Source organism: Brotonthovivens ammoniilytica, from assembly GCF_025566885.1.
GTDB lineage: Bacteria > Bacillota > Clostridia > Lachnospirales > Lachnospiraceae > Brotonthovivens > Brotonthovivens ammoniilytica.
On sequence record NZ_JAOQJQ010000001.1, the window covers coordinates 99,739 to 122,158 of the forward strand.

A 22,420-nucleotide genomic window follows, 5' to 3' on the forward strand; every position below is an offset into this window, starting at 1 on the left:
ATGAGTAAAAATATAAGTGATAACAGTCAGAGAAAACAGTACTTTTTTGTGGTAAGAGAGCTGGTTTCCCGAGAAATAAAAAGAAAATACAGCAGATCTAAGCTTGGGATATTGTGGAGCGTATTAAATCCATTATTGTCCATGGCAGTGTTATCAATGATATTTTCAACCATGTTCAGTCGCTCCATTGAAAACTATCCTATTTACTATTTGACGGGCTATACGATCTGGAATTTATTTACAAATGCCACAAATACGGCAATGACTTCCCTGGTGGATAATAAAACTCTGCTGCTTCAGGTGAAATTACCGAAAGTGATATTTCCTGTGGCAAGGGTATATACTGCATTTGTCAATTTTTTATATTCTCTGATTGCATATGCAATAATGCTAATTGTTTTTAAAGTAAAACCGGATATACATATGTTATGGTTTCCGGTTATCGTTGCTTTTTTGCTTTTGTTCTGCATGGGAGTCAGCTATATATTGACAATAGCATTTTCGTTTTTTGGAGATATAAAACATTTATATAGTGTAATCCTGACATTGTGGATGTACCTGTCTGCAATTTTCTATCCAGTGGATGCACTTCCTGATTTTGCATATAAGGTAATTGTGTTAAATCCTATTTATATTTTTATTGCATCGGCTCGAAATTGTATGATGTATGGAGTTACTCCTTCTTTGGGGCAGTGGTTACGAATGGTATTATCTGCAGGGATAGCTTATCTGATTGGCTGGTTCTGCTTTAAAAAGATGCAGGATAAGATCATTCAGAAAATTTAAACAAAGAGAGAAGAGATTTATGGTTAGTTTGCATAGAAAAAGGAAAATAATTTCAATCTGGACATTACTTGTGGTTTTGTTTCTAGTCATTTGTCCAAACGTATATGCGGCAGAAAGTAATGTGCATTTTGGGTCGGAAAGCTATCACTATGAAATGGGAGAGACATTTCCTATCGGGGTGTATGTGGAAGCAGATGAACCAATAGGGAGTTACAGTGTCTGTATTGAGTATGATCCTGAAATTCTGGAGTACCATAGCGGCGGTGATAGTCATCAGGATGGAAAAGTATATATAGAAGGCGGAGATGAAAAGGAATCTTATAAGAGAATGGTTTATTTCAATCCGCTGAAAGAAGAAGCCACAGAGTTAAAACTCACGGAGCTGATTATAAAATCAGAGGACGGGGAACGTCATACTGTTACAGCACAGGCTTCGGCGCCTGTATCACTGGGGGATGCCATTGCGGAGGAACCCCAGACAGATCCGGCAGAAGATAAGCCGGAGCAATCAGATGTAAAGGAGCCGGAAGAGAATGTAACTTCGGATCAGGTTCCGGCAGAAGAAGATTATAATTCCGATACAGGGATGATTCAAAAGATAAAAAATGTACTAAATGGGCTTCCTGGGAGCAAATGGATGTATGTCATTGGCGGTATAGCGATTTTGCTTCTGCTTGCGGCGGTTATTGCGATGTTTCATATACGGGCCATAAGACGGCGCAGAAAACGCAGACAGAGGATAAAAGAAAGACAACGGCAGAAGCAGGAATTAATGGGAGCCTCTGCCAGAAGGAAAGCTCAGGAAAATGTGCCAAAAGTTTCCGGACAGAAAACGGATAGAAAAACGGAAAAAACAGGAAGCGGGGCAGAAAAACAAAAAAAATCTGCAAAGAAAACTCCGGTGGTGATCTCAGTCCAGGACGTATGTATGTACTTTAAAATTGCTCTTGATGGTTCTGACAGTCTGAAAGAATATATGATTCGTGCTTTAAAGCATCAGAATAAGTTCAGAGAATTAAAGGCTCTTGATCATATTAGTTTTGATGTGCACCAGGGAGAAGTAGTAGGAATCATAGGGACCAATGGGTCAGGAAAGAGTACGTTGCTGAAAATTGTTTCCGGGGCCATGGGGCCTACTTCAGGTAAGGTAATAGCGAATAAGAAGAAAATTCAGCTGTTGACTTTAGGAACCGGGTTTGACCGGGAACTGACTGCCAGAGAAAATGTATACTTAAATGGAGCTATTATCGGCTATACCAAAGAATATATAGATGAAAAGTATGATGAGATTGTTAAATTTGCAGAGCTGGAAGGCTTTATGGAGGAGAGAGTGAAAAACTTTTCTTCGGGTATGGTATCCAGACTGGGTTTTGCAATCGCCACCATGCGGGATACACCGGATGTACTGATATTGGATGAGGTATTAAGTGTAGGCGATATGTTTTTCAGGAAGAAAAGTCATGCAAGAATCCAGGAAATGATACACAGCGGGGCCACCGTTCTGATTGTATCTCATTCTACAGATACCATTTTAAAAAATTGTACAAAAGCAGTATGGATAGAAAAGGGAGTTCAGAAAATGGTGGGAGCTCCAAAGGAAGTATGCGCTGCTTATCAGGCATACGGTCAGGGAGATAGATAAACCATGAGAGTGAAACTTTATAATGCTTTGGTAAATAAAGTTCCGGGAATTAGAAGCAGATATCAGAGTCTGAGAAAAAAGGTTTCCGGGGCCGGAAGAATTAAATGCTGGTTTGCATTACTTGGCTGGAACTTTTCCTATTATGTTTTGAGGCAGAGGTATATTTTTGAACAGTCACAAAAAGAGAGGCTGGAGAAGAAAACGTGGGATGTATCACAAAGTGAATCTTCGGCTTTTCATCAAAAAGATCCTCAGGAGCTTGCACAGTACTTGGCCCGGTTTGATATTATCTCATTTGATGTGTTTGATACATTGATTTTCCGGCCTTTTAACAAGCCTGTAGATTTATTCTTTTTTATAGGAGAACAATTAAAGTATCCGGATTTTGAACGCATACGAAAAGAAATGGAATGGCGGGCCCGGGAAAAGAAATATATAGAAGAGAAAAGTAAAGAAGTAACTTTGGATGATATCTGGACATTAATGGAGCAGGAGACAGGCATATCAAAAACGCTGGGAATGCAGGTGGAGGTTGATTGTGAAACAGAGCATTGTTTTGCTAATCCATATATGCAGAAGGTGATTTCAATATTAAGCTCCTTGAATAAGAAGATTATAATCACTTCAGATATGTATCTGCGGGAAGCGCAGATCAGACAGCTTTTAGAGCACTGTGGATATGGAACATTTGATGCTTATTTTGTTTCCTGCGAATATGGGAAGTCCAAGGGAGATAAAGGTTTATACCAATTAATAAAAACAAGCTTTGGAGAACATTTATCTTATGCACATGTGGGGGATAATGAGTATTCTGATCAGAAAAAGGCCAGGGAAGCCGGATTTACCAGCATTCCATATAAAAATGTAAATGATGCTGGAGAAGAATATCGCTGTGAAGATATGTCTGCCATTATTGGTTCTATGTATCGAGGGATTGTCAATTCATATCTGCACAATGGTTTACATAAATATGAAAAGGATTATGAACTGGGATTTACTTTCGGTGGATTATTTGCAGTGGGATATTGCCAGTTTATTCATCAGTGCGCTAAACAGCAGAAAGCAGATAAAATATTATTTCTGGCAAGGGACGGAGATATCCTTCGGAGAGTGTACCAGATGATGTATCCAAAGGAAGCATCAGAGTATGTGTATTGGTCAAGAAAAGCAGCAACAAAACTAACAGCAGATCATTTCAGGTACGATTATTTCCGCAGATTTTTATATCATAAAATCAATCAGGATTATACAGTGGAATCTATATTTAAAAGTATGCAGCTGGAGGATTTGCTGGAAGATTTCTGCAGAAAAGCAGGATATGAATGCAGTAATATTTTAAAAGAGGAGACAGCAGATTGTTGTAAAAAATATTTACTAAAGCACTGGGCTGAGGTTCTGGAACATTATGAATCAGAATCAAATGCAGGTAAACAATATTATCAAAAGATATTATCCGGTTGTCAGAAAGTTCTGGCTGTAGATATTGGATGGGCCGGAAGCGGTGCGATTTCACTGAACTACCTGGTACAACAGGAATGGAAGCTTAATTGTGAGGTGCTTGGGGTAATTGCCGGTACAAATACGTGCCATAATGCGGAGCCGGATACCAGTGAAACGTTTCTGCAGACAGGACAGCTGATAAGTTATTTGTATTCTCAGCGGGAGAACCGTGACCTGTGGAAATTTCATGATTTGAATCAGGATCACAATTTGTATCTTGAACTTTTGTTAAGTTCACCTACACCTACTTTTTCCGGATTTTCCTTTGATGAAGATCAGGAAGTAAAATTACAGTTTGGAGATACCGATGTAAATATAGATGGAATGAAACAGATTCAAAGTGGGATCATAGATTTTGCGAAAGCGTGGATCAGACATTTTGGTGATAATAAGCGTATGGCACGGATTTCAGGCAGAGATGCCTATGCGCCATTGATTGTGATGCTGAACCATAAAAAATATCTGAAAGAAATTAATCATATATTTCATTTAAATGCAAATGTAGAATAAAAAGAGAGGAGCACAAATGAAAGAGGGAAAAAAAGGATTTAAACCGTTAAAACTAGTTTCTTTGGTACTTTGGCTGCTTCAGGTTGCCGCAACAATCATTTTTACTGTTTTGGTTCTGAAGGCTGGTGTACTGCCGGCATTGCTGCTTGGAATTGTATTTGTAATTATATGGATTCTGGCGGTGATTGTTGGTCTGCTTGTTTTATTGAAGGAAAGAAAAGGCAGGAAAGGCATTGCAAGGAGAGTTATTGCGTGTATCCTTGCAGTTTTGATGATTGCAGGCATGATTGTGGGCAATAAGTATATATTGACAACTTTAGATACGTTAGAAAATGTTTCTAATACTACAGTAGAGAAAGAATCTATTTCAGTATATGTTTTAAAAGATGATCTGGCTGAAAATATTCAGGATACGGCAGGTTATCGCTATGGAATTTTAAAAGAGACAGATAGGGAAAATACGGATCAATTATTGGAAGAGGTAAAGAAAGAAACTTCTGACAGCTTAGATGTAACAGAATATTCAGAACAGTTTGCATTGGCGGATGCCTTAAAAGATGGGGAAGCCCAGGCAATTATATTGAATGATGCATTTGTGTCCATGTATGAAGATGAAGAGGATTATGCATGGTTTGCAGAGGGAACAAAGGTATTAAAAACAACTGTAAACGAGAAACAGCTGGATTTATCTGATGCCAATGAAAAACTTCCGTCATCCTTTATCATGTATATTAGTGGAATTGATACGTATGGAGGCGTGACAGAACGTTCCAGAAGTGATGTAAATATTATGGCAGTGGTAAATCGAAATACCCATGAAATTTTACTGGTGTCTACACCAAGAGATTATTATATACCTTTATCTGTATCAAATGGCCAGAAGGATAAGCTGACCCATGCAGGGATCTATGGAGTTGATGTATCTATGCAGACTCTTGAAATGCTTTACGGTGTGGATATTAACTATTTCTTCCGATTAAACTTTTCCGGATTTATTGATATGATCGACGCTTTGGGCGGTGTGGATGTTTATTCTGAAAAGGAATTTACTGTAGATCCGATTGCTTCATATAAAGTAGGATATAACCATTTGAACGGTTTAGAAGCACTGGCGTTTGCAAGAGAACGTTATAGTTTTTCTAATGGAGATTTCCAGAGAGGGAAAAATCAGATGGCGGTTATACAGGCTGTAGTCCAGAAACTTACATCTACTGCATTGCTGAATAACTATACAGATGTTATGAAGAGCATGGAGGATTGTTTTCAGACAAGCCTTACGGATGCAGATATGAAAGAGCTGATTCGGCAGCAGTTACAAAATCCAACATCCTGGAAGATTTCATCTATTGATGTAACAGGTACCGGTGCCAGAAAAACTACGTATTCTATGCCCAATAGATCGGCATCAGTAGTAGTACCGGATATGGATTCTGTACAGCAGGCAAGAACGGAGATAGAGAGAGTACTTTCTGATAAATAGCGTAGGGGTGGAGATATATACATGGAAACAAAGTTGTTGTTGTTTAAAATAACAAAAAATATATTCAGATATGCGATTTTGCTTTTATGTTATTTTCTATCTTTTGGGCTTTTAAGTAAAATTCCATTTTCAGACGGTGCTCTTTGGGTTGCCAGCCAAAAGAATTATATTGCAATCAGCATACTTTATTTAGCGATATTGTTTATTTTCTGGGTTCTGTTTGAAGCATATAATGTAGAACAGCGCCGCCTGATGGATTTAATTTATGGTCAGTTTTTCGGTTCTGTTTGTACAAATGTTTTTTTCTGTGTCCTCCTGGGGGCAGTGACCGATATGGAGATCATATCGATTATTTTGACTTTCGTGAAATTGCTGATAATTGAAGCCGGAATTGGTATTGTATGGGTAATCTGTTTTTTTAGTTTTTATATGAGATGTCAGTCTTGTAAGAATGCACTTTTTGTTTATGGAAACAGGGAAGATTGCGAAGAAACGATTCAGGTGAATAATAGTATTAACAGTTATTTTAAAGTAACGGAATTTGTACATTTTGATATAGGTATTGAAAAAATTGCTGTTAAAATATTGCAGTATAAAGCAGTTTATATTGGAGACATTCCCTATGAGGAAAGAAATCAATTAATGAAGATTTGTTTGAAGAGCAGAATTGCATGTTACTGTGTTCCTAAAATTTCAGATATCTATATTCAAAATACAGATGTACTGCAGCTTCATGATAAAGTTTTACTAAAGTTTCGAGAGAATGGGATGACAGCGGAGAAACAGGTTGTTAAAAGAAGTATGGATATTATAGTGGCACTATTAATGCTTATTATAGCGTCACCATTTATGCTAATCATCATGATTTGTATAAAGGCGGAAGATGGAGGGCCAGTTTTATATAAGCAGGATCGGGTAACAATAAATGGAAAGCCTTTTAAAATGTTGAAATTCCGCAGTATGCATGTGGATGCTGAAAAAGATGGAGCCAGACTGGCTGCTAAAAATGACAGCCGTGTGACGAGAATAGGAAAACTAATTCGAAATATTCATTTTGACGAGCTTCCGCAATTAATAAATATATTAAAGGGTGATATGTCTGTGGTGGGGCCACGGCCTGAAAGAAAAGAATTTATCCAGGAGTATTCCAAGGTTATTCCGGAATTTACAGAGCGGCTTAAAGTCAGAGGTGGATTAACCGGGTATGCACAGGTTTATGGAAAGTATAATACCGGACCGGAAGAAAAAGCAAAATATGATTTAATGTATATTTACAATTATTCACTGCGGCTGGATATAAAATTAATATTTTTAACTATTCGGATTTTGTTCCAGAAGGAGAATACGGAAGGAATAGATGAAGAACAGAGGAGTGCGGTGAGAAAACAGAATTAAAGTGATTTTTTGAAATGGAGGAATTTAAATTATGGAGAATATTAAGAGAATTGTAATTACAAGTGACTTGTTACGTCCTGTATGGATAAATGGGAAGGCTAAAAATAAAGAAACAGTAAGAATTAATAAATATTTTGATTTTTTATCAGGACAATTAAAAGAGGCTGTAAATGTTCCGGTTGAAAAAATATCGACAGAAAATAGTAAATTTAATTTTTTTGTATTCTATAGATTATGTAATGTGACATTTAAAAATACAAATAGCTGGTTAGAAATTTATGATTTAGATAGTATACCTAGAGATGCAATAAATTATTTTGGTAAATATTTTGATAATAGTTTTATTATATGCCATGAAATGCCCCCTATATTTAAAAAAATTTGTGATAAATTAAATCTTTATTATATAGATATTAGGATACATCCAGTAAGGTTTTTAGATGATCATATGTTTAGTATGGCCACTAATCATCCGCAAGTATTTCAACATTTAAAAAAATATTTAGTAAATGAAAAAGTATTTTATATTTATGCCAATTTATATAAAACAACAGTTGATTTTTATGATTTAAATATTGATAAAAATTCTGCTTTAATAGTGGGGCAGACAAATGTAGATTCCGCATTATATGAGAATGGAAAGGTACATACAATATTTGAATATAAAAATCAAATTGAAAAACTTGGCAAAGAATACAAAACTGTATATTATAAACCGCACCCATTTAATGGAGATTTGAAAAAAGTTTATGATTTTTTAAAGCAATTCCCGTTTATAAAAATAATTAATCAAAATATTTATTATCTTTTGGCAAATGAAAATATAAAAGCTGTCTATGCTATATCTTCTGGAGTTCTTACAGAAGCAAAATATTTTGAAAAAAAAGCTTATCCATTTTTTAAAACATATTTAGACTATACATATGATAAAAATAGTAATTATTCGCCAAATCTATATTTGACGATTATGAATGATTTTTATGAGCCTAATTTTTGGAATGATTTATTTACAGGTACGATTCCAACTAAAGATATTTGTGAAAGTTTTAATATGCCCATTAGACCTAATAGAATGCGTGCCGCTTTAAATGATTATTGGGGAAATACAGTTTTGGATCCAGATGTAATTACTGTTAAAAAAGAAAAACAATTTATATTGGATCAAGAAGATTACAGTACCCAGATTAAATATTTGCAAGAACAGGTAAGCATGTTAAGTAGTCAGATAAATATGATGAAAAACAATGTGATTTTTGAGAAAAATATATTAAAAAGAATTGCAAAGAAATTGTTATTTTATTATTCAGAACATAATACATCGATTAATTCTTATGCGGTTATGAAAAAAATGCGAAGAATGAGTCTGCTTTGTGGAGATAAATTTACCTCAGTAAAAAATATAAAATGTATTACTTATCGGCCAAAGGCTCCAAAAGGAGGAAGGGGAGGCGGTGGTGCTGTTCTCTCAGCAATGGAATCGATTATTCAATATAAATATAAAAATCTACCTATTAAATATGTCTATAGTGAAAAGGATGGTATATGGCATACTTTAAGAAATCGTTATTTTAACGAATTTACCTATCCAAATTATATTAATGAAAATTCAAACCTTATAATGCTTTGGGCTGCAATTGCATTTGTAATAGAAGAGACAAAAGATGATAGAGATACATTATATATTTGTCATGAGTATTCTACTGCTTTTGCGCTAGGATTAATGGGTAAGAAATATATTTTAGTTATTCATACCCAGGGACCTCGAATTGAAGAGAAAACTAATCTTGGAGAACGAATGACAAATAAAGAAGAAAAAATTATTTCTAGTTGTGAAAGATATGCGTTAAAACATGCACAAAAAGTATGTTTTCCAAGTATTGGAGGTCAAGAATACTTTTTTAATAGTAAATATTGTGTTACTGATAAGAGTGACATTAATTTAGGGGATATATTGTATAATACTGTATATGCTCAAGTAAGCGAAGATAAGATACCAGAAATTTTAGAAGAAAGTGAAAAATGTAGTTTCCTTTCAGTGGGAACCTTAACTTACGCAAAAGGTCAAGATAACGTATGTACTTTTTTAGAAACATTGTTAAAAAAGGATACAATAAACAAATATAGATGGATTTGTGTTGGAAGGGGGCCTTACGCTGAAGAGATTAATCAGAGAGCTAATAAATTAGCGGACATATGTGATAATTTTGAATATATATATATTGAAAAATGCTCATTTAGACAAGTTAAATATTTACAGAACATCTGTGATTATTATATTATGCTACATAGAATTTCTATTTTTGATCTTGCAACACTGGAAGCTATGCAGAATTCGAATGGCATCATACTTTCAAAAACAGGCGGAAACTTAGAATATAATTGTGAAAATAATGTGATATATTTAGAAGATAATAACTATACAAAATTGGCTGAAACAATTATGAATGAAGATAAAGAATATTGGAAGGCATTAAATCTGAAATGTTATAATAATTATTTCTCGAAAGTGCAATTTAAAAATCGTTATTATAAACAAATTGATTCTGTAATTAAAGATTTAAAGATTTAAAGAAAGGAAAAAAATGTATAAAAAATGAAATATATTATAATCATTCATAAAAATAATCGTGAATATATTGTGGATAGTTACCCTAATTTAATAATTGAAACAGATGAAAATACAAAAGATAATATTATTCATATTTATGATACAGTTAAATTTCAAGAAAAATCACTATTTATGTTAAAAGGAATTCGGGGAAATTTTTATTTTATGCCAAATACAATTTTTGAAGGAGTTGAAATACGAACAGGCCCAGGTTGCTTTGAGCAAAATTTGATTGTTAAAAATAACAATTATTTTGAAAAGAATTTTGAAATTGCATTAACTACAGATTTTAGTTCTTTGTTAATAGGAGCTAATTGTTATTTTAAGCGAAATGTAGAGATATGGGTTGGCGATGGACATGCAATTATAAATAAAACAAATATGCATGCGCTTAATTGCAATGAATGGAATTTGGAGATCTCCGATAAAGTTTTGATAGAGCATAATGTTGTTTTATTAAAAAAAGCGAAAATCGGGGGGGGGTCTGTTGTAAAGTCTAATTCTGTAATAACTAAAGATTTTTCTAATAGTAGTGAGGTTATGCTAGAGGGAGTTCCGGCAAAAATAGTAAAAGAGAATATAGTTTGGATGAGAGGTAAAGAATAAATGGCTCATAAATATAAAATAATTTGGATAGAAAATGGGAAAGAACGCGAGCTCAGTGCGGATGAAAAAATTGAAAATTTAAATATCATAACAAATGAAGTCACTAAAGATAATATTATAAAAATACATGCACCAGCTCGATTTTCTAAAGGAACAGTTATAGATTTGAGGGGTATCGCAACTGCTATTGAAATAAATAGTAGTAAATTTTCGTACAATTTTTCTATAATTACTTGTTTAAATGGTAAAAATATGAAAATACGGTTCGGGAAAGACATCTCTATGTGGAAAGATACATATTTCTTTTTAAATGATGATTATAGTGAGATTGATATAGGTGATGGGTGTATGTTTTCAAAAAATGTTGCTATTTGGGCATCTGATGGACATGCAATAATTGATAAGAATACTGAAAAATTACTTAATAAATCTATTGGAAAAGTAAAAATAGGTGATCGTGTATGGATTGGGACCCATGTAACTATTAATAAAGATGTGCAAATAGGAAATGATTGTGTTATTGGTGAAGGAAGTGTTGTTTTTAATTCAATATCAGAAAGCAATTGCATAATTAGTGGAAACCCAGCTCATATCGTAAAGAGAAATGTTATCTGGAAACGCAATAGGCCACATGGATGGGAATATCATAATTTTTCATCTAAAGAAAGTAAATTAATAAACGAAATAAAAGAAAGAAAGATTATTTCAGTCATTCCAGCAAGATATCAATCAAGTCGTTTTCCAGGTAAGCCCCTTGCTAAGATATGTGGCAAACCTATGATTCAATGGGTGTATGAGCAAGTAAAAAGCGTTAGGGAAATTTCTGATGTTTATGTGGCCACTGATGATCAAAGGATATATGATACAGTATTAGGATTTGGTGGAAAAGTCATTATGACAGGAGATTGTACTTGTGGCAGTGAGAGAGTATATCAAGCTTGTCAGTATCTTGAAGCAGATATAGTGTTAAATATCCAAGGGGATGAGCCGTTAATAAAAAAAGAAATGATCTTGGATTTAATTAGTGCCTTTAATGATCCTGATGTATATATGGCTACATTGAAAAAGAGAATAGTACAACTTAATGATATCAATAATTCTAATATTGTAAAAGTTATAACAAATTCATCCGATAATGCCATATATTTTTCTAGAAGTATAGTTCCATATAATAGAGATCAATTGGATGAGATATCTTATTATAAGCATGTTGGAGTGTATGGATATAAAAAAGAATTTTTGGCTAAATTTGTGAAACTTCCAAAAACGAAATTGGAAATTTGTGAAAATTTAGAACAGTTAAGAGCTATAGAAAATGATTATAAAATACGTGTTATTGAAACAGAACATGATAGTATTGGTGTAGACTTACCAGAACATATTAATATTGTGGAGAATGTAATAGAAAAAGAAAGGTTTAAAAATGAATGATTTAGGAAAAATTAAGCTAGTCGCAACAGATTGTGACGGAGTATTAACCGATGGAGGAATGTACTATACTGAACGTGGGGATATAATGAAAAAGTTTAATGTAATTGATGGTATGGGGTTTATTCGATTAAAAGAAGCTGGTTTAAAGACTGCCATAATAACGGCAGAAAATAATCCTCTTTTAAAGAAAAGGGCTGAAAAATTGAAAGTGGATTATTTATATACTGGATCCAAAAATAAATTGAAAGTTCTAAAAGAACTTAGTAAGCTTTTAGAAATATCCATGGAAGAGATTGCTTACATTGGAGATGACTTTTTTGATATTCCAGCGATTCAATTGTGTGGTTTTGGTTGTGCGCCATGTAATGCTTTAGAAAAAGTATGTAATGTTGCAGATTATATAACTATAAGAAAAGGTGGAGAAGGTGCATTTAGGGAAATGGCTGAACGAATTTTAGAAAGGAATCAAAATGTATATTCCGATAATCATTGATCCATGCTCATTTTATGAATCTAGATATTTGTGGGAATATTTAAAGTATTTATATCATTGTTATAATAATAATTGGCCTATTATTTCTACCCAATATTTTATTAATTATAGGAAAAATATAATTGAAAGTAATGTATATGAGAAGGATTTTTATTCATTACATCAATATAGGTTATTAAGCGAAGAGGAAGAAAATAGTGTAGTTAGATGTTCACTGTCTAATGATATTTTTACTAATCTGGAGAGAAAATTAGGGTCTAAACTTGCAGTGAGGCTTTTCCTCTTAGAAAATAGGTATATGCCACTAGAAAAAGAAATTAAATATCTTTTAAGGAATTTAAAGAAGAAATTTAATCAGCGAATAGAGGGGATATTAAATTGGAATGCACATTTTGTTAGTATACGATATGTTGCTGAAAAAATGGGTATACCTGTAATTACTAATGAGTTCTGTCTTAGATTCCCTGAATATAGGCCAACAGCATATTTTTGTTATGATGAAATTTATACTTCAAAAGAAATTAAGGAAAGGTATAAAAATTTTGTTAAGCAATTGCCTGACTGTAAATTTAAGCTTTTTTCTAATAAGGAGTTGTTGGCTCTATTTTTAGCCCCTGAGAAATTAAATTTATTAGATATGTATGAAATATCTGCTAAATATGAAATGGGGATGGCAGGATGTCATCCTTTGATACCTACATTTTTTGTCAAGTCAAAGTATACTGATCTTGAATTATTGCAAGATCTCAGGTGTGTTTATCCGGAAAGTGATATCTTATTTAGAATGCATCCAGGTGATGAGCCATATCGTGCTACATATACGGCAAAAAATTTAGATGATTCTCTAAGTTCATCCGAATTTATATTGAAAAGTAATAGAATTGCGGCTCAAGGTTCTAATATTCTTTTAGAAGCAATGCTATGGGGGAAAAAAGTTTATACTCATGATATTTCTCCGTTTACTAATTGGTGTGAGACGAATTATTTTAATTTGGAAGGAAAAAATGTACCAATAGAGTTTTTGAATTTTGTATTACTAGCATATTTAGTACCATATGAATTGATTTGTGATGAAAAATACCTAAATTGGAGAAAGAGCAGGCCATCGGAAATTAAGTTATTTATGTGTCATTTGAAATACTATTTGCAAAAAGATAATATTTATTTAAATTTATTGGATTTTGGTAAAAAGAATAGATATAAAATAATTTTAGAAAGAAGGAAAAATGGTGAAATTTAAAGTATTAGCAGGGCCATGTGTTATTGAATCAGAAGAAAGTGTCATGTATATCGCAGAAAACTTAAAGTCTATAATGGATACCTATAATGTGGATTTTTATTTTAAGGCATCTTTTGATAAGGCCAATCGTAGTTCACTAAAATCATATAGGGGACCGGGTTTGGATGAAGGAATTAAAATCTTGGAAAAAGTTAAAAGTAAATATAATGTGAAGATTGTAACTGATATACATGAATCATGTCAGGCATCAAAAGTTGCATCAGTTGCAGATATTATACAAATTCCAGCATTTTTATGTAGACAAACTGATTTATTAGTTGCTGCTGCGAAAACAAATAAAATAATTAATGTGAAGAAGGCACAATTTTTGGCACCATGGGATATGAAAAATGTTATAGAGAAATTAAAAGGTGTTGGTTGTGATAATATTATGCTGTGTGAAAGAGGTACTACATTTGGCTATAATAGGTTGGTTGTGGACATGACTGGAATAGTAGAAATGAAAAAATTTGGTTACCCTGTTATATTTGATGCTACACATAGTGTACAAATGCCAGGAGGAAATGGTACAACAACAGGCGGGAATAGAGAATATGTAGAATATCTTGCAAGGGCAGCTACTGCAGTAGGTGTTGATGGTGTTTTTGCTGAAGTACATCCTTATCCAGATAAAGCCTTATCTGATGGTCCTAATATGATAACTATTGAAAAGTTTGAAGAAGTTTTGAGTCAAATGCTAGAAATAAATGAAATTTTAGTTAGAAGAGAGATCATAGTGTAAAAAATTATTTATAATGATAAATTGATATTTTTAACACTTTGTATAATCAGTCAAACGTACATATACTTATATTATTCTGAAACGACAGGAGGGAGAGTTGTATGGATATTTTAAATGAGGTAAAAAAAATATTCAATATAGAAATAGAAGAATTACAAAAAGTAAGTAATTATTTGGACGATAATATAGTCAAAGTTATAGAGTTAATAAATCATTGTAGAGGAAAGATTATTTTGTGTGGAATGGGAAAGCCTGGACATATTGCGAGGAAAATTTCAGCTACAATGTCCAGTTTAGGTATACAATCGTATGTTTTACATCCAGCCGAAGCGTTACATGGGGATTTAGGGACATTGTCAAAAGAAGATATATTGATTTTAATAAGTAATAGTGGAGAGACATCAGAAATTTGTAATATTCTACCGAATATAAAGCTGATAAATATACCGATAGTATCTATAACTTCGCACTTGGATTCCACTTTAGCCCAGTATTCTGATTATGTGATAGCATTACCTATTTTTAAAGAAGCTTGTGCTTTGAGTTTGGCACCTACCTCTAGTACAACTGCAGCTTTAGTGCTTGGAGATGCGATAGCTGTAGTTGTATCCGAATTAAGAAAATTTAAAAAAGAAGATTTTGCTTTGTTTCATCCTGCGGGGGCATTAGGGAGAAAATTGACTGTTAAAGTTAGTGATATAATGCACAAAAATGAAGAAAATCCTGTCGTAAATGCGGGGGTTAATTTAGGAGAAGCAATAATTAAAATGTGTGAATTTGGTTTAGGAGCGATAACAATTGTAGATGAAAACCAAAAGTTATTAGGATTGATTACAGATGGAGATTTAAAAAGATATATAGGAAAAAGGGAGGATGTCTACAAAGTTAACGTTGAGGATGTTATGACAAGCCATCCCATTGTGACAGAAGAAAATATTTTGGCTATTAATGCATTAGCAATGATGGAAAATAGAGAAAAACAATTATCAGTTTTACCTGTGGTAAGAGAAGATCTGGTGGTTGTTGGATTAGTTAGAAATCATGATATAATTAAATTAGGAATATTTTAAAATAAAGAAAGGAAATACAAGTTTTAGTATTTTTAGTGTAAATTAGATTATGAAATACGATTATTTAATTGTAGGTGCAGGCCTTTTTGGTTCTGTCTTTGCCTATGAAGCAAACAAAAGAGGAAAGAAATGTCTCGTAATAGACAAACGTGATCATATTGGCGGAAATGTATATTGTGAAGATGTTGATGGAATTAATGTACATAAATATGGTGCTCACATTTTTCATACAAGTAATAAAGAAATTTGGAATTATATTAACCAGTTCGCTGAGTTTAATAATTACATCAATTCCCCGGTTGCGGTTTATAAAGATGAATTATATAACTTGCCTTTTAATATGAATACTTTTAGTAAAATGTGGGGTATTAAGACACCGTCAGAGGCTAAAGATATCATTGCGCAGCAGATTGCAGATTTAAATATAACTAATCCAGAAAATCTTGAGGAGCAGGCGTTATCATTAGCGGGAAAAGATGTATATGAAAAATTGATTAAAGGATATACAGAAAAACAGTGGGGGCGTCCATGTACAGAATTACCGGCATTTATTATTAAAAGACTGCCATTCCGTTTTATTTATGACAATAATTATTTTAATGATCGTTATCAGGGGATTCCGATAGGCGGTTATACACGTATTGCAGAGAAAATGCTGGATGGAGTAGATGTCAAACTTAATATGGATTATTTTGAGCTGATAAAGGGGAATCCAGAGATTGCTGATAAAATTATTTATACAGGCATGATTGATGAATATTTTGAATATAAGCTTGGCGCATTAGAATATCGTTCTGTACGTTTCGAAACAGAGCGAATAGAAGAAGAAAATTTCCAGGGAAATGCTGTTGTAAATTATACAGATAGAGAAGTTCCTTTTACAAGAATTATTGAACATAAACATTTTGAGTTTGGGAAACAAGATTTTACAATTATTTCTCGAGAGTATTCTTCTGAATGGAAACCAGGTATTGAACCATATTATCCGGTTAATGATGATAAAAATTCAGCTTTATTTGCTAAGTATCAGGAACTTGCTGAAAAAGAGGAAAACGTAATATTTGGCGGTCGTTTAGGAGCTTATAAATATTATGATATGGATAAAGTAATAGAAGCAGCTCTTGGTCTTGTTAATGAAGAGTTATAAAAAAGTCAATTAATATATTAAAGGAGGGTACTATGGGAGTTTCATTAGTTATTATGGCAGCTGGAATTGGTTCACGATTTGGGGGAGGTATCAAGCAGCTGACATCAGTTGGTCCAAATGGAGAAATTATTATTGATTATTCCATTCATGATGCTTTAGAGGCTGGATTTGATAAGGTGGTATTTATTATCAGAAAAGATCTGGAAAAAGATTTTCGTGAAATTATAGGAAACAGAATTGAAAAGATTTGCAACGTAGAGTATGTATTTCAGGAATTGGACATGCTTCCGGATGGATATGAAAAACCGGCTGACAGAACGAAACCATGGGGAACTGGTCAGGCAGTACTTTGTTGTAAGAATGTAGTAAAAGAGCCGTTTGCTGTTATCAATGCAGATGACTATTATGGAAAAGAAGCATTTAAAAAAGTGTACACATATTTAAATTCTCATACCGAAAGTAAACATGAATATTGTATGGCGGGATTTATACTGGATAATACATTGAGTGATAATGGAACGGTAACCCGTGGTGTTTGCAGGGTGGATGAGGAAGAAAATCTGATTCAAATTGATGAGACAAAGGGGATTCAGAAAAATGCTGATGGAATCATTCGGGATGAAAATGATAATGAGCTTTTAACTGGAACCCATGTTTCTATGAATATGTGGGGACTTACATCGGAATTTATTGAGATTTTAGACAAAGGGTTCAAAGAATTTTTATCCCAAATGTCAGAGGACGATATAAAAGCAGAGTATTTGCTTCCTACAATTATTGGTGATTTGCTGGAAGCGGAAAAAATTTCTGTTAAGGTTTTGGAAACAACAGATAAATGGTTTGGGGTAACGTACCAGGAGGATAAGCAGACGGTTATTGATGCATTCAGTGATTTAATAAAAAAAGGAATCTATAAGACTCCTCTATATAATTAGATCCGCGAGGAGGTGCAGCGATTCGGAATAGAATGTTGTCAGCAAAGCGGATCCGAATCGCGCACCAAGTCTCGCAAGAGCTAGACTTGAATATTTCATACTGGGAGACGTATATGAATCATAAGTTGGATCGTTTTCTTGCCGCACAGCAGAAGCATTACAAAACGGCATTAAAAGAAATAAGAGATGGACAGAAAAAAAGTCATTGGATGTGGTATGTTTTTCCCCAGATTATAGGGCTTGGCTTTAGTGAAATTTCACAATATTATGCTATTAAGGATCTAAAGGAAGCGAAGGAATATATAGAGCACGACATTCTTGGAAAGAATTTAATAGAAATTTCCCAGGCGTTACTAGAGACAGATTCTAAAGATGCTGTTTTTGTTATGGGAAGTCCTGATGATTTGAAACTTAAATCTTCCATGACCTTATTTGCATTAGTAAAACCAGAATATATAGTATTTCAGAAAGTTTTGGATAAGTTTTTTCATGGAGAGAAGGATCAGAAAACGATAGAAATTTTACAAACACTGTAGTGATTTTTGTGTATAAAATAGAGCTTTAATTATAAATGACGATGAAGATATATCAATTATTTCAAATATTTTCTTTAGTCAGAAGAGTTAGTGGTAAATGGTAAAAGAACATGCTGTATACATTTACTTCTGTTTAAAAAAGGTCTATAATAATAGTTGCTAATATACATCCATTCTGTACATATGAATGGAGGAAGTAATTTGAAGAAACGAAAAAAATTTCAGGAACTGGAGTATACTGATGCATTTTTATTTGCAGCTGTAATGGAAGATGAAGAAATCTGCAGAGAAGTATTGCAGGTGATTTTGGGTAAGTCAGTGGAATCTATAAAGGTAGAGGTAGAAAAATCTTTGCTGGTAAATAGTGACTGTAGAGGGATTCGCATGGATGTTTGTTTGACCGGAGATGACAGTGTGTATAATATTGAGATGCAGACAACCAATCAGCAGGATCTGCCTTATAGAAGCCGGTTTTATCAATCACAGCTGGATGCAGCAGCATTAAGACCGGGAGATCCTTTTATCAATCTCCCTAAAAGTCTGATAATATTTATCTGTACCTTTGATCCATTTGGAATGAAGCGTTGTGTTTATACCTTTGAAGAACGTTGCCTGGAAGAGGATATAGCATTAGAAAATGGAACCAGAAAAATCTTTCTGAATGCACAGGGAAATAATTTATCAGATGTTTCGGAGAGTCTGGCGGATTTTTTAAGATATGTTGATAATCCGTTTTGTTTTCTTCCTGACAGAGCCAATAGCTCTGTTGCCGGACTTGTCCGGGAAAGGATCCAGAACCTGAAACAAAGCAGGAGATGGGAGGAAAAGTATATGCGGTTTGAGGAAATACTTGCGAATGAAAGAAAGGAAGCATTAGAAGAGGGGATAATTCAAGGGCAGATTCAGGGACAGGAACAGATCAGAGAGTTATTTGCCTGTTTAATCAGCCAGAATCGGTATGAGGATCTGAAGAAGGCAGCAGAGGATCAGGAATATCTGCATGAGATGTTTCGGGAATTTCATCTCTAATGTTTAACAGAATAATATAAGGATCAGCTTTTTTACTCTATAGGAAATACTGTGTTGTGATAAAGCTGAAAAGTACCGATTCCTATAGAGCAAAAAACGCTCCGCTGTGGCTCGCACTGCGGCGGAGTGGAGTCATGCCGCAAAAGCGACCCGCCGCAGGCGGAGAATGTGCTTTGCACATTCCTTTTTATGGAGCTGATCCTTATGAAAATTAAATGCAAATCTAAAATTCAATCAAGTCTAAGAATTAAAATATCTAAAGTCAGGATGAATGCTCCTGAATCGAAGGGTGCCGCCGCACCAGATATCATAAATCAAAAATGCAGAATGGATGGTATTAGCAGTAAGAATTGCTCAGGTGATAGACTTACCCGCTTTTGCGTGCCTTAAAAAGCTTCTTGATTCTGATAGGAACTGCCAGCAGAAATCTTCCAAGACGAAAGGATTTGGATGCTCTTACAGCCTGATATTCCTGCGTTTTTTTCTTTAGAGAGTTTTCCAGATGCTTTATTTTTTCCAGATTCTGATCCTTTGTGCCCAAAAGATCACGTTTATGGGAGGCAGTCAGTTTAAACAAATCATTCAGCTCCTGTGCAGAACGTATAGCTTTGAACCAATAATGTTTGTAGATATCTGCGCACATATTTTCCGGAAGCTTATTTACGGTATCCCACCATTGTTCTGCATAGATTACTGACAGATCATTCCATGGTTTTTTTCGGTCTGCATAGTGGATGATGGCAGGATGTTTTCTTCCGTCATTCCATTCTTTTTCAGACATGGACCGCTGCAGGCTCTGGGTATTTTTATAGGCATAATCACTGTTTAGGGCATATTTTGTCATAGCATTATATTTAAAAGGAAGAACCCTGATTTTTCCATAGCATCCTGCGTTTAAAATATCCTGATCCTGGGAGCTGAACTTCTTTTTTAACAGCTTTTCAAATACAAGCTCTAAATGATCGTTTCTCATTTTTGCAAGATTCATAAGGAGAACACCGGCATTGATGTAGGTGTCAAGGCTGGTGATTCCCAGTTCTTCTTTTTTTGATGTTATTTTTTCTTCTGTTTCCAGATAACCGGGCGCTATGACCCCGGCAAGGTATTTATCGTCGACGCTTGTGCGGTACAGAATGGACAGATCATTTTTCACAATCGTATCCACATCTAGATACAGACACTTTTTGACATCCGGCAGCAATCCGGGCAGACGAAGCCGGTAATAGGTGGCGGCTGTTATGTGACTGATCACTAGTTTCTCTGTCTTATAGGAATCCTCCATATTGATAAAATAAAGACTGCTTTTTCCATAGTGTTTGGAAAGCTGTTCAAAGTACTGCTTATTTTTATCGGAAAAGTCTCCCGGTACCAGAAAGTAAAACTGATAGTGGGTATTTCCTTTAGCATGCTGAAGGATAGAAGCGCAGCTTACCAGCATTGGCAGAGCATAGTTGTTGTCAGCGGCCATAACTACCGGGAGCTGGTGCATTCCTTCTACAATCATGGTAGGGAAAAATTTCCCTTTTTTTCCTGTGCGGATTAAATGGGTAATAAAAATACCGGTGAGCCATTCAGATACAAACAGCCGCTTTTTTGTGAGATCTATGCGGTTTTCCAGTTCAAAAACAATGCTGAAGAACCATTCTGCATATTCAAAAAACAGATCTTTGGGAAAAATAAACATATTGCAGAAGTACGCTTTTGGACCACTTAAGTAGGTGTCCGCATCTTCTTTATAAGAGGGATATTTTTCTTTTAATATTTCTATTGCCATATCAAGATCTGCAATGTCGTGGTTTTTTTTGTAATGCTCATACATGGAAGAACGCCATTGGGGTTTGACGGTTATAAAGTCACAGTCATCCATAATATGTGGAATACTGTATTCGGAATACTGAATGGTTTCAAAATATTTATCGTCAATGTCATCGTATTCGTATACGGAGCGCTCCATCTGGTCATTAAATAAAAAGTGGCGGCGGTAGTGCATGAAACCAATATAGTCCGGATTCCCTAACTTTTCATAATTTTTCCAGGCCCAGAAAACAGTGGTCATTTCGTTGTAGGTGTCGTTTTTGTAGGAAATATGATTGCCGGAATTATCCCCGATGGTATTTTGCATCAGCCAGTTTAAAGCATTGTCATTTGGTTCCAGCTTATTTTGGGCATTGGTTCTGCCGGCATGAATGGGAGTTAAAACGGTATCTTTAAATAAATGGTCCGGTTTATGATAGGACAACAAAATCTTTAACTTTTGATCTTGTTTTAATTTGTGGTCAGGAAAATAGGACTGCAGGCTTTTCCAGATATCTCTGTCTTTTTTCTCCTTTTGGATCCAGCTGGGATTCACCTGAGCATCGGCCTGCTTTAATAACTTTATAATCAGCCTGCTTTTTGATTTGACACCTTCATCTAATATTTTCTGGCTGATGACGCAGAGACGGTATAAAGTCAGAAGATGAAGATTTTTTAAATGATTTACGGCAGACAGCTTTAATATGTCAATGTGGCCGCGGATCAGATCTGCTGTACGTTTTTCAGACCAGACCAGATTCTGATGACCATAACGATAGCAGTAGGTGTAATCAGGAACAGCGTAAAACTGCCGGGCCAGAATCATTGCTTTGACAAAAAAAGGCGGATCCTGAAATCGAATGTAGGGTGGAAAAAAGATCTCATTTTCAATCAGAAAGTCTCTATTATAGATAAAACGGTAAAAGCCGAAGTCAAACTGATAATCATCATAAGCAATAAGTTCTTCCCGGTGAAAGGTGTATTTCTGGTAGAGGCCGTCAAAGGTTTTTCGAATCCATTTACCGTCGTTATGGTCCTCACAGAGAGAGCCGCCGCAGATCAGTACCTGATGCCCTTTGGCTTTTGTATATAGGAGCTCCAGAATATTATTTTCAGGGTAATAGTCGTCCGGGTCCATAAATGCTATAAATTCTCCCTGGGCGTTTCGGATTCCCTCATTTCTTGCAAATCCCACCCCGTGGTTTGTCTCATTTATCAAAACGATGTTTGGGTATGCCTTCGCGTAAGTATTTAATATTTCACCGGAGTGATCGGTGGATCCATCATTGATACAGATAATTTCAATATCTTTTAATGTCTGTCCCAGAACGGAATCGAGGCTTTCAGATAAATATTTTTCAACGTTGTAGACAGGCATAATGACTGATAATTTCATGTACGATCTCCTCGCAATAATAGTTTTTGCGGACCGGCGCC

At 34.5% G+C, this 22,420-nt stretch carries 17 protein-coding genes; 16 read left to right on the forward strand and 1 reads right to left on the reverse strand.

Annotated elements, in window-relative coordinates; genetic code table 11:
- From OCV88_RS00500 to OCV88_RS00575, 16 genes are all read left to right on the forward strand, one after another.
- A complete protein-coding gene (locus OCV88_RS00500) occupies positions 1-786 on the forward strand; it encodes an ABC transporter permease (protein WP_158423694.1) in 786 nt (261 codons plus the stop codon).
- 19 nt (positions 787-805) lie between these two features.
- A complete protein-coding gene (locus tag OCV88_RS15965) occupies positions 806-2,428 on the forward strand; it encodes an ABC transporter ATP-binding protein (RefSeq protein WP_317258576.1) in 1,623 nt (540 codons plus the stop codon).
- A gap of 3 nt (positions 2,429-2,431) precedes the next feature.
- The gene (locus OCV88_RS00510) at positions 2,432-4,438 is read left to right on the forward strand and encodes an HAD family hydrolase (protein WP_158423695.1); all 2,007 of its coding nucleotides are present in this window, start codon (positions 2,432-2,434) and stop codon (positions 4,436-4,438) included.
- Positions 4,439-4,454: 16 nt separating this feature from the next.
- Positions 4,455-5,918, forward strand: a complete 1,464-nt coding sequence (locus OCV88_RS00515) for an LCP family protein (RefSeq protein ID WP_158423696.1) — start codon at positions 4,455-4,457, stop codon at positions 5,916-5,918.
- A 21-nt stretch (positions 5,919-5,939) separates the two neighbouring features.
- Complete coding sequence (locus tag OCV88_RS00520; RefSeq protein ID WP_158423697.1) at positions 5,940-7,313, forward strand: sugar transferase; 1,374 nt, start codon at positions 5,940-5,942, stop codon at positions 7,311-7,313.
- Positions 7,314-7,344: 31 nt separating this feature from the next.
- Positions 7,345-9,882, forward strand: a complete 2,538-nt coding sequence (locus OCV88_RS00525) for a glycosyltransferase (RefSeq protein ID WP_158423698.1) — start codon at positions 7,345-7,347, stop codon at positions 9,880-9,882.
- 24 nt (positions 9,883-9,906) lie between these two features.
- Positions 9,907-10,527: an acyltransferase gene (locus OCV88_RS00530; protein ID WP_158423699.1), complete on the forward strand. Its 621-nt coding sequence runs from the start codon at positions 9,907-9,909 to the stop codon at positions 10,525-10,527.
- Positions 10,528-11,958, forward strand: a complete 1,431-nt coding sequence (gene kdsB / locus OCV88_RS00535) for a 3-deoxy-manno-octulosonate cytidylyltransferase (protein ID WP_158423700.1) — start codon at positions 10,528-10,530, stop codon at positions 11,956-11,958.
- Positions 11,951-12,451 (forward strand): KdsC family phosphatase, encoded by a 501-nt coding sequence (locus tag OCV88_RS00540; RefSeq protein ID WP_158423701.1) that lies wholly within the window; start codon positions 11,951-11,953, stop codon positions 12,449-12,451. The genes kdsB and OCV88_RS00540 overlap by 8 nt, the downstream gene beginning before the upstream one ends.
- Complete coding sequence (locus tag OCV88_RS00545) at positions 12,429-13,691, forward strand: GT99 family glycosyltransferase N-terminal domain-containing protein (RefSeq protein ID WP_158423702.1); 1,263 nt, start codon at positions 12,429-12,431, stop codon at positions 13,689-13,691. Before OCV88_RS00540 ends, OCV88_RS00545 begins: the two co-directional genes overlap by 23 nt.
- Positions 13,678-14,472 carry a 3-deoxy-8-phosphooctulonate synthase gene (gene kdsA, locus OCV88_RS00550; RefSeq protein ID WP_158423703.1) on the forward strand — a complete coding sequence of 265 codons (795 nt, stop codon included), beginning with the start codon at positions 13,678-13,680 and terminating at the stop codon, positions 14,470-14,472. Before OCV88_RS00545 ends, kdsA begins: the two co-directional genes overlap by 14 nt.
- A 101-nt stretch (positions 14,473-14,573) precedes the next feature.
- The gene (locus OCV88_RS00555; protein WP_158423704.1) at positions 14,574-15,542 is read left to right on the forward strand and encodes a KpsF/GutQ family sugar-phosphate isomerase; all 969 of its coding nucleotides are present in this window, start codon (positions 14,574-14,576) and stop codon (positions 15,540-15,542) included.
- Positions 15,543-15,591: 49 nt separating this feature from the next.
- A complete protein-coding gene (gene glf, locus OCV88_RS00560; RefSeq protein ID WP_158423705.1) occupies positions 15,592-16,689 on the forward strand; it encodes a UDP-galactopyranose mutase in 1,098 nt (365 codons plus the stop codon).
- Between the two features lie 32 nt (positions 16,690-16,721).
- Positions 16,722-17,624, forward strand: a complete 903-nt coding sequence (locus tag OCV88_RS00565) for a sugar phosphate nucleotidyltransferase (protein WP_158423706.1) — start codon at positions 16,722-16,724, stop codon at positions 17,622-17,624.
- Positions 17,625-17,737: 113 nt separating this feature from the next.
- On the forward strand, positions 17,738-18,160 hold the full coding sequence (locus OCV88_RS00570) for a DUF1810 domain-containing protein (protein ID WP_158423707.1): 423 nt from the start codon (positions 17,738-17,740) through the stop codon (positions 18,158-18,160).
- Positions 18,161-18,361: 201 nt separating this feature from the next.
- The gene (locus OCV88_RS00575; RefSeq protein ID WP_262590554.1) at positions 18,362-19,189 is read left to right on the forward strand and encodes an Rpn family recombination-promoting nuclease/putative transposase; all 828 of its coding nucleotides are present in this window, start codon (positions 18,362-18,364) and stop codon (positions 19,187-19,189) included.
- 367 nt (positions 19,190-19,556) lie between these two features.
- On the opposite strand, the gene OCV88_RS00580 is transcribed toward OCV88_RS00575, so the two are convergent.
- On the reverse strand, positions 19,557-22,379 hold the full coding sequence (locus OCV88_RS00580; RefSeq protein ID WP_158423709.1) for a DUF4422 domain-containing protein: 2,823 nt from the start codon (positions 22,377-22,379) through the stop codon (positions 19,557-19,559).
- Positions 22,380-22,420: the final 41 nt, after the last annotated feature.

Excerpts from the sequence above, each read along its gene's own strand:
- OCV88_RS00500 (WP_158423694.1), top strand. The coding sequence starts at position 1 with ATGAGTAAAAATATAAGTGATAACAGTCAGAGAAAACAGTACTTTTTT.
- OCV88_RS15965 (WP_317258576.1), top strand. The coding sequence starts at position 806 with ATGGTTAGTTTGCATAGAAAAAGGAAAATAATTTCAATCTGGACATTA.
- OCV88_RS00510 (WP_158423695.1), top strand. The coding sequence starts at position 2,432 with ATGAGAGTGAAACTTTATAATGCTTTGGTAAATAAAGTTCCGGGAATT.
- OCV88_RS00515 (WP_158423696.1), top strand. The coding sequence starts at position 4,455 with ATGAAAGAGGGAAAAAAAGGATTTAAACCGTTAAAACTAGTTTCTTTG.
- OCV88_RS00520 (WP_158423697.1), top strand. The coding sequence starts at position 5,940 with ATGGAAACAAAGTTGTTGTTGTTTAAAATAACAAAAAATATATTCAGA.
- OCV88_RS00525 (WP_158423698.1), top strand. The coding sequence starts at position 7,345 with ATGGAGAATATTAAGAGAATTGTAATTACAAGTGACTTGTTACGTCCT.
- OCV88_RS00530 (WP_158423699.1), top strand. The coding sequence starts at position 9,907 with ATGAAATATATTATAATCATTCATAAAAATAATCGTGAATATATTGTG.
- kdsB (WP_158423700.1), top strand. The coding sequence starts at position 10,528 with ATGGCTCATAAATATAAAATAATTTGGATAGAAAATGGGAAAGAACGC.
- OCV88_RS00540 (WP_158423701.1), top strand. The coding sequence starts at position 11,951 with ATGAATGATTTAGGAAAAATTAAGCTAGTCGCAACAGATTGTGACGGA.
- OCV88_RS00545 (WP_158423702.1), top strand. The coding sequence starts at position 12,429 with ATGTATATTCCGATAATCATTGATCCATGCTCATTTTATGAATCTAGA.
- kdsA (WP_158423703.1), top strand. The coding sequence starts at position 13,678 with ATGGTGAAATTTAAAGTATTAGCAGGGCCATGTGTTATTGAATCAGAA.
- OCV88_RS00555 (WP_158423704.1), top strand. The coding sequence starts at position 14,574 with ATGGATATTTTAAATGAGGTAAAAAAAATATTCAATATAGAAATAGAA.
- glf (WP_158423705.1), top strand. The coding sequence starts at position 15,592 with ATGAAATACGATTATTTAATTGTAGGTGCAGGCCTTTTTGGTTCTGTC.
- OCV88_RS00565 (WP_158423706.1), top strand. The coding sequence starts at position 16,722 with ATGGGAGTTTCATTAGTTATTATGGCAGCTGGAATTGGTTCACGATTT.
- OCV88_RS00570 (WP_158423707.1), top strand. The coding sequence starts at position 17,738 with ATGAATCATAAGTTGGATCGTTTTCTTGCCGCACAGCAGAAGCATTAC.
- OCV88_RS00580 (WP_158423709.1), bottom strand. The coding sequence starts at position 22,379 with ATGAAATTATCAGTCATTATGCCTGTCTACAACGTTGAAAAATATTTA.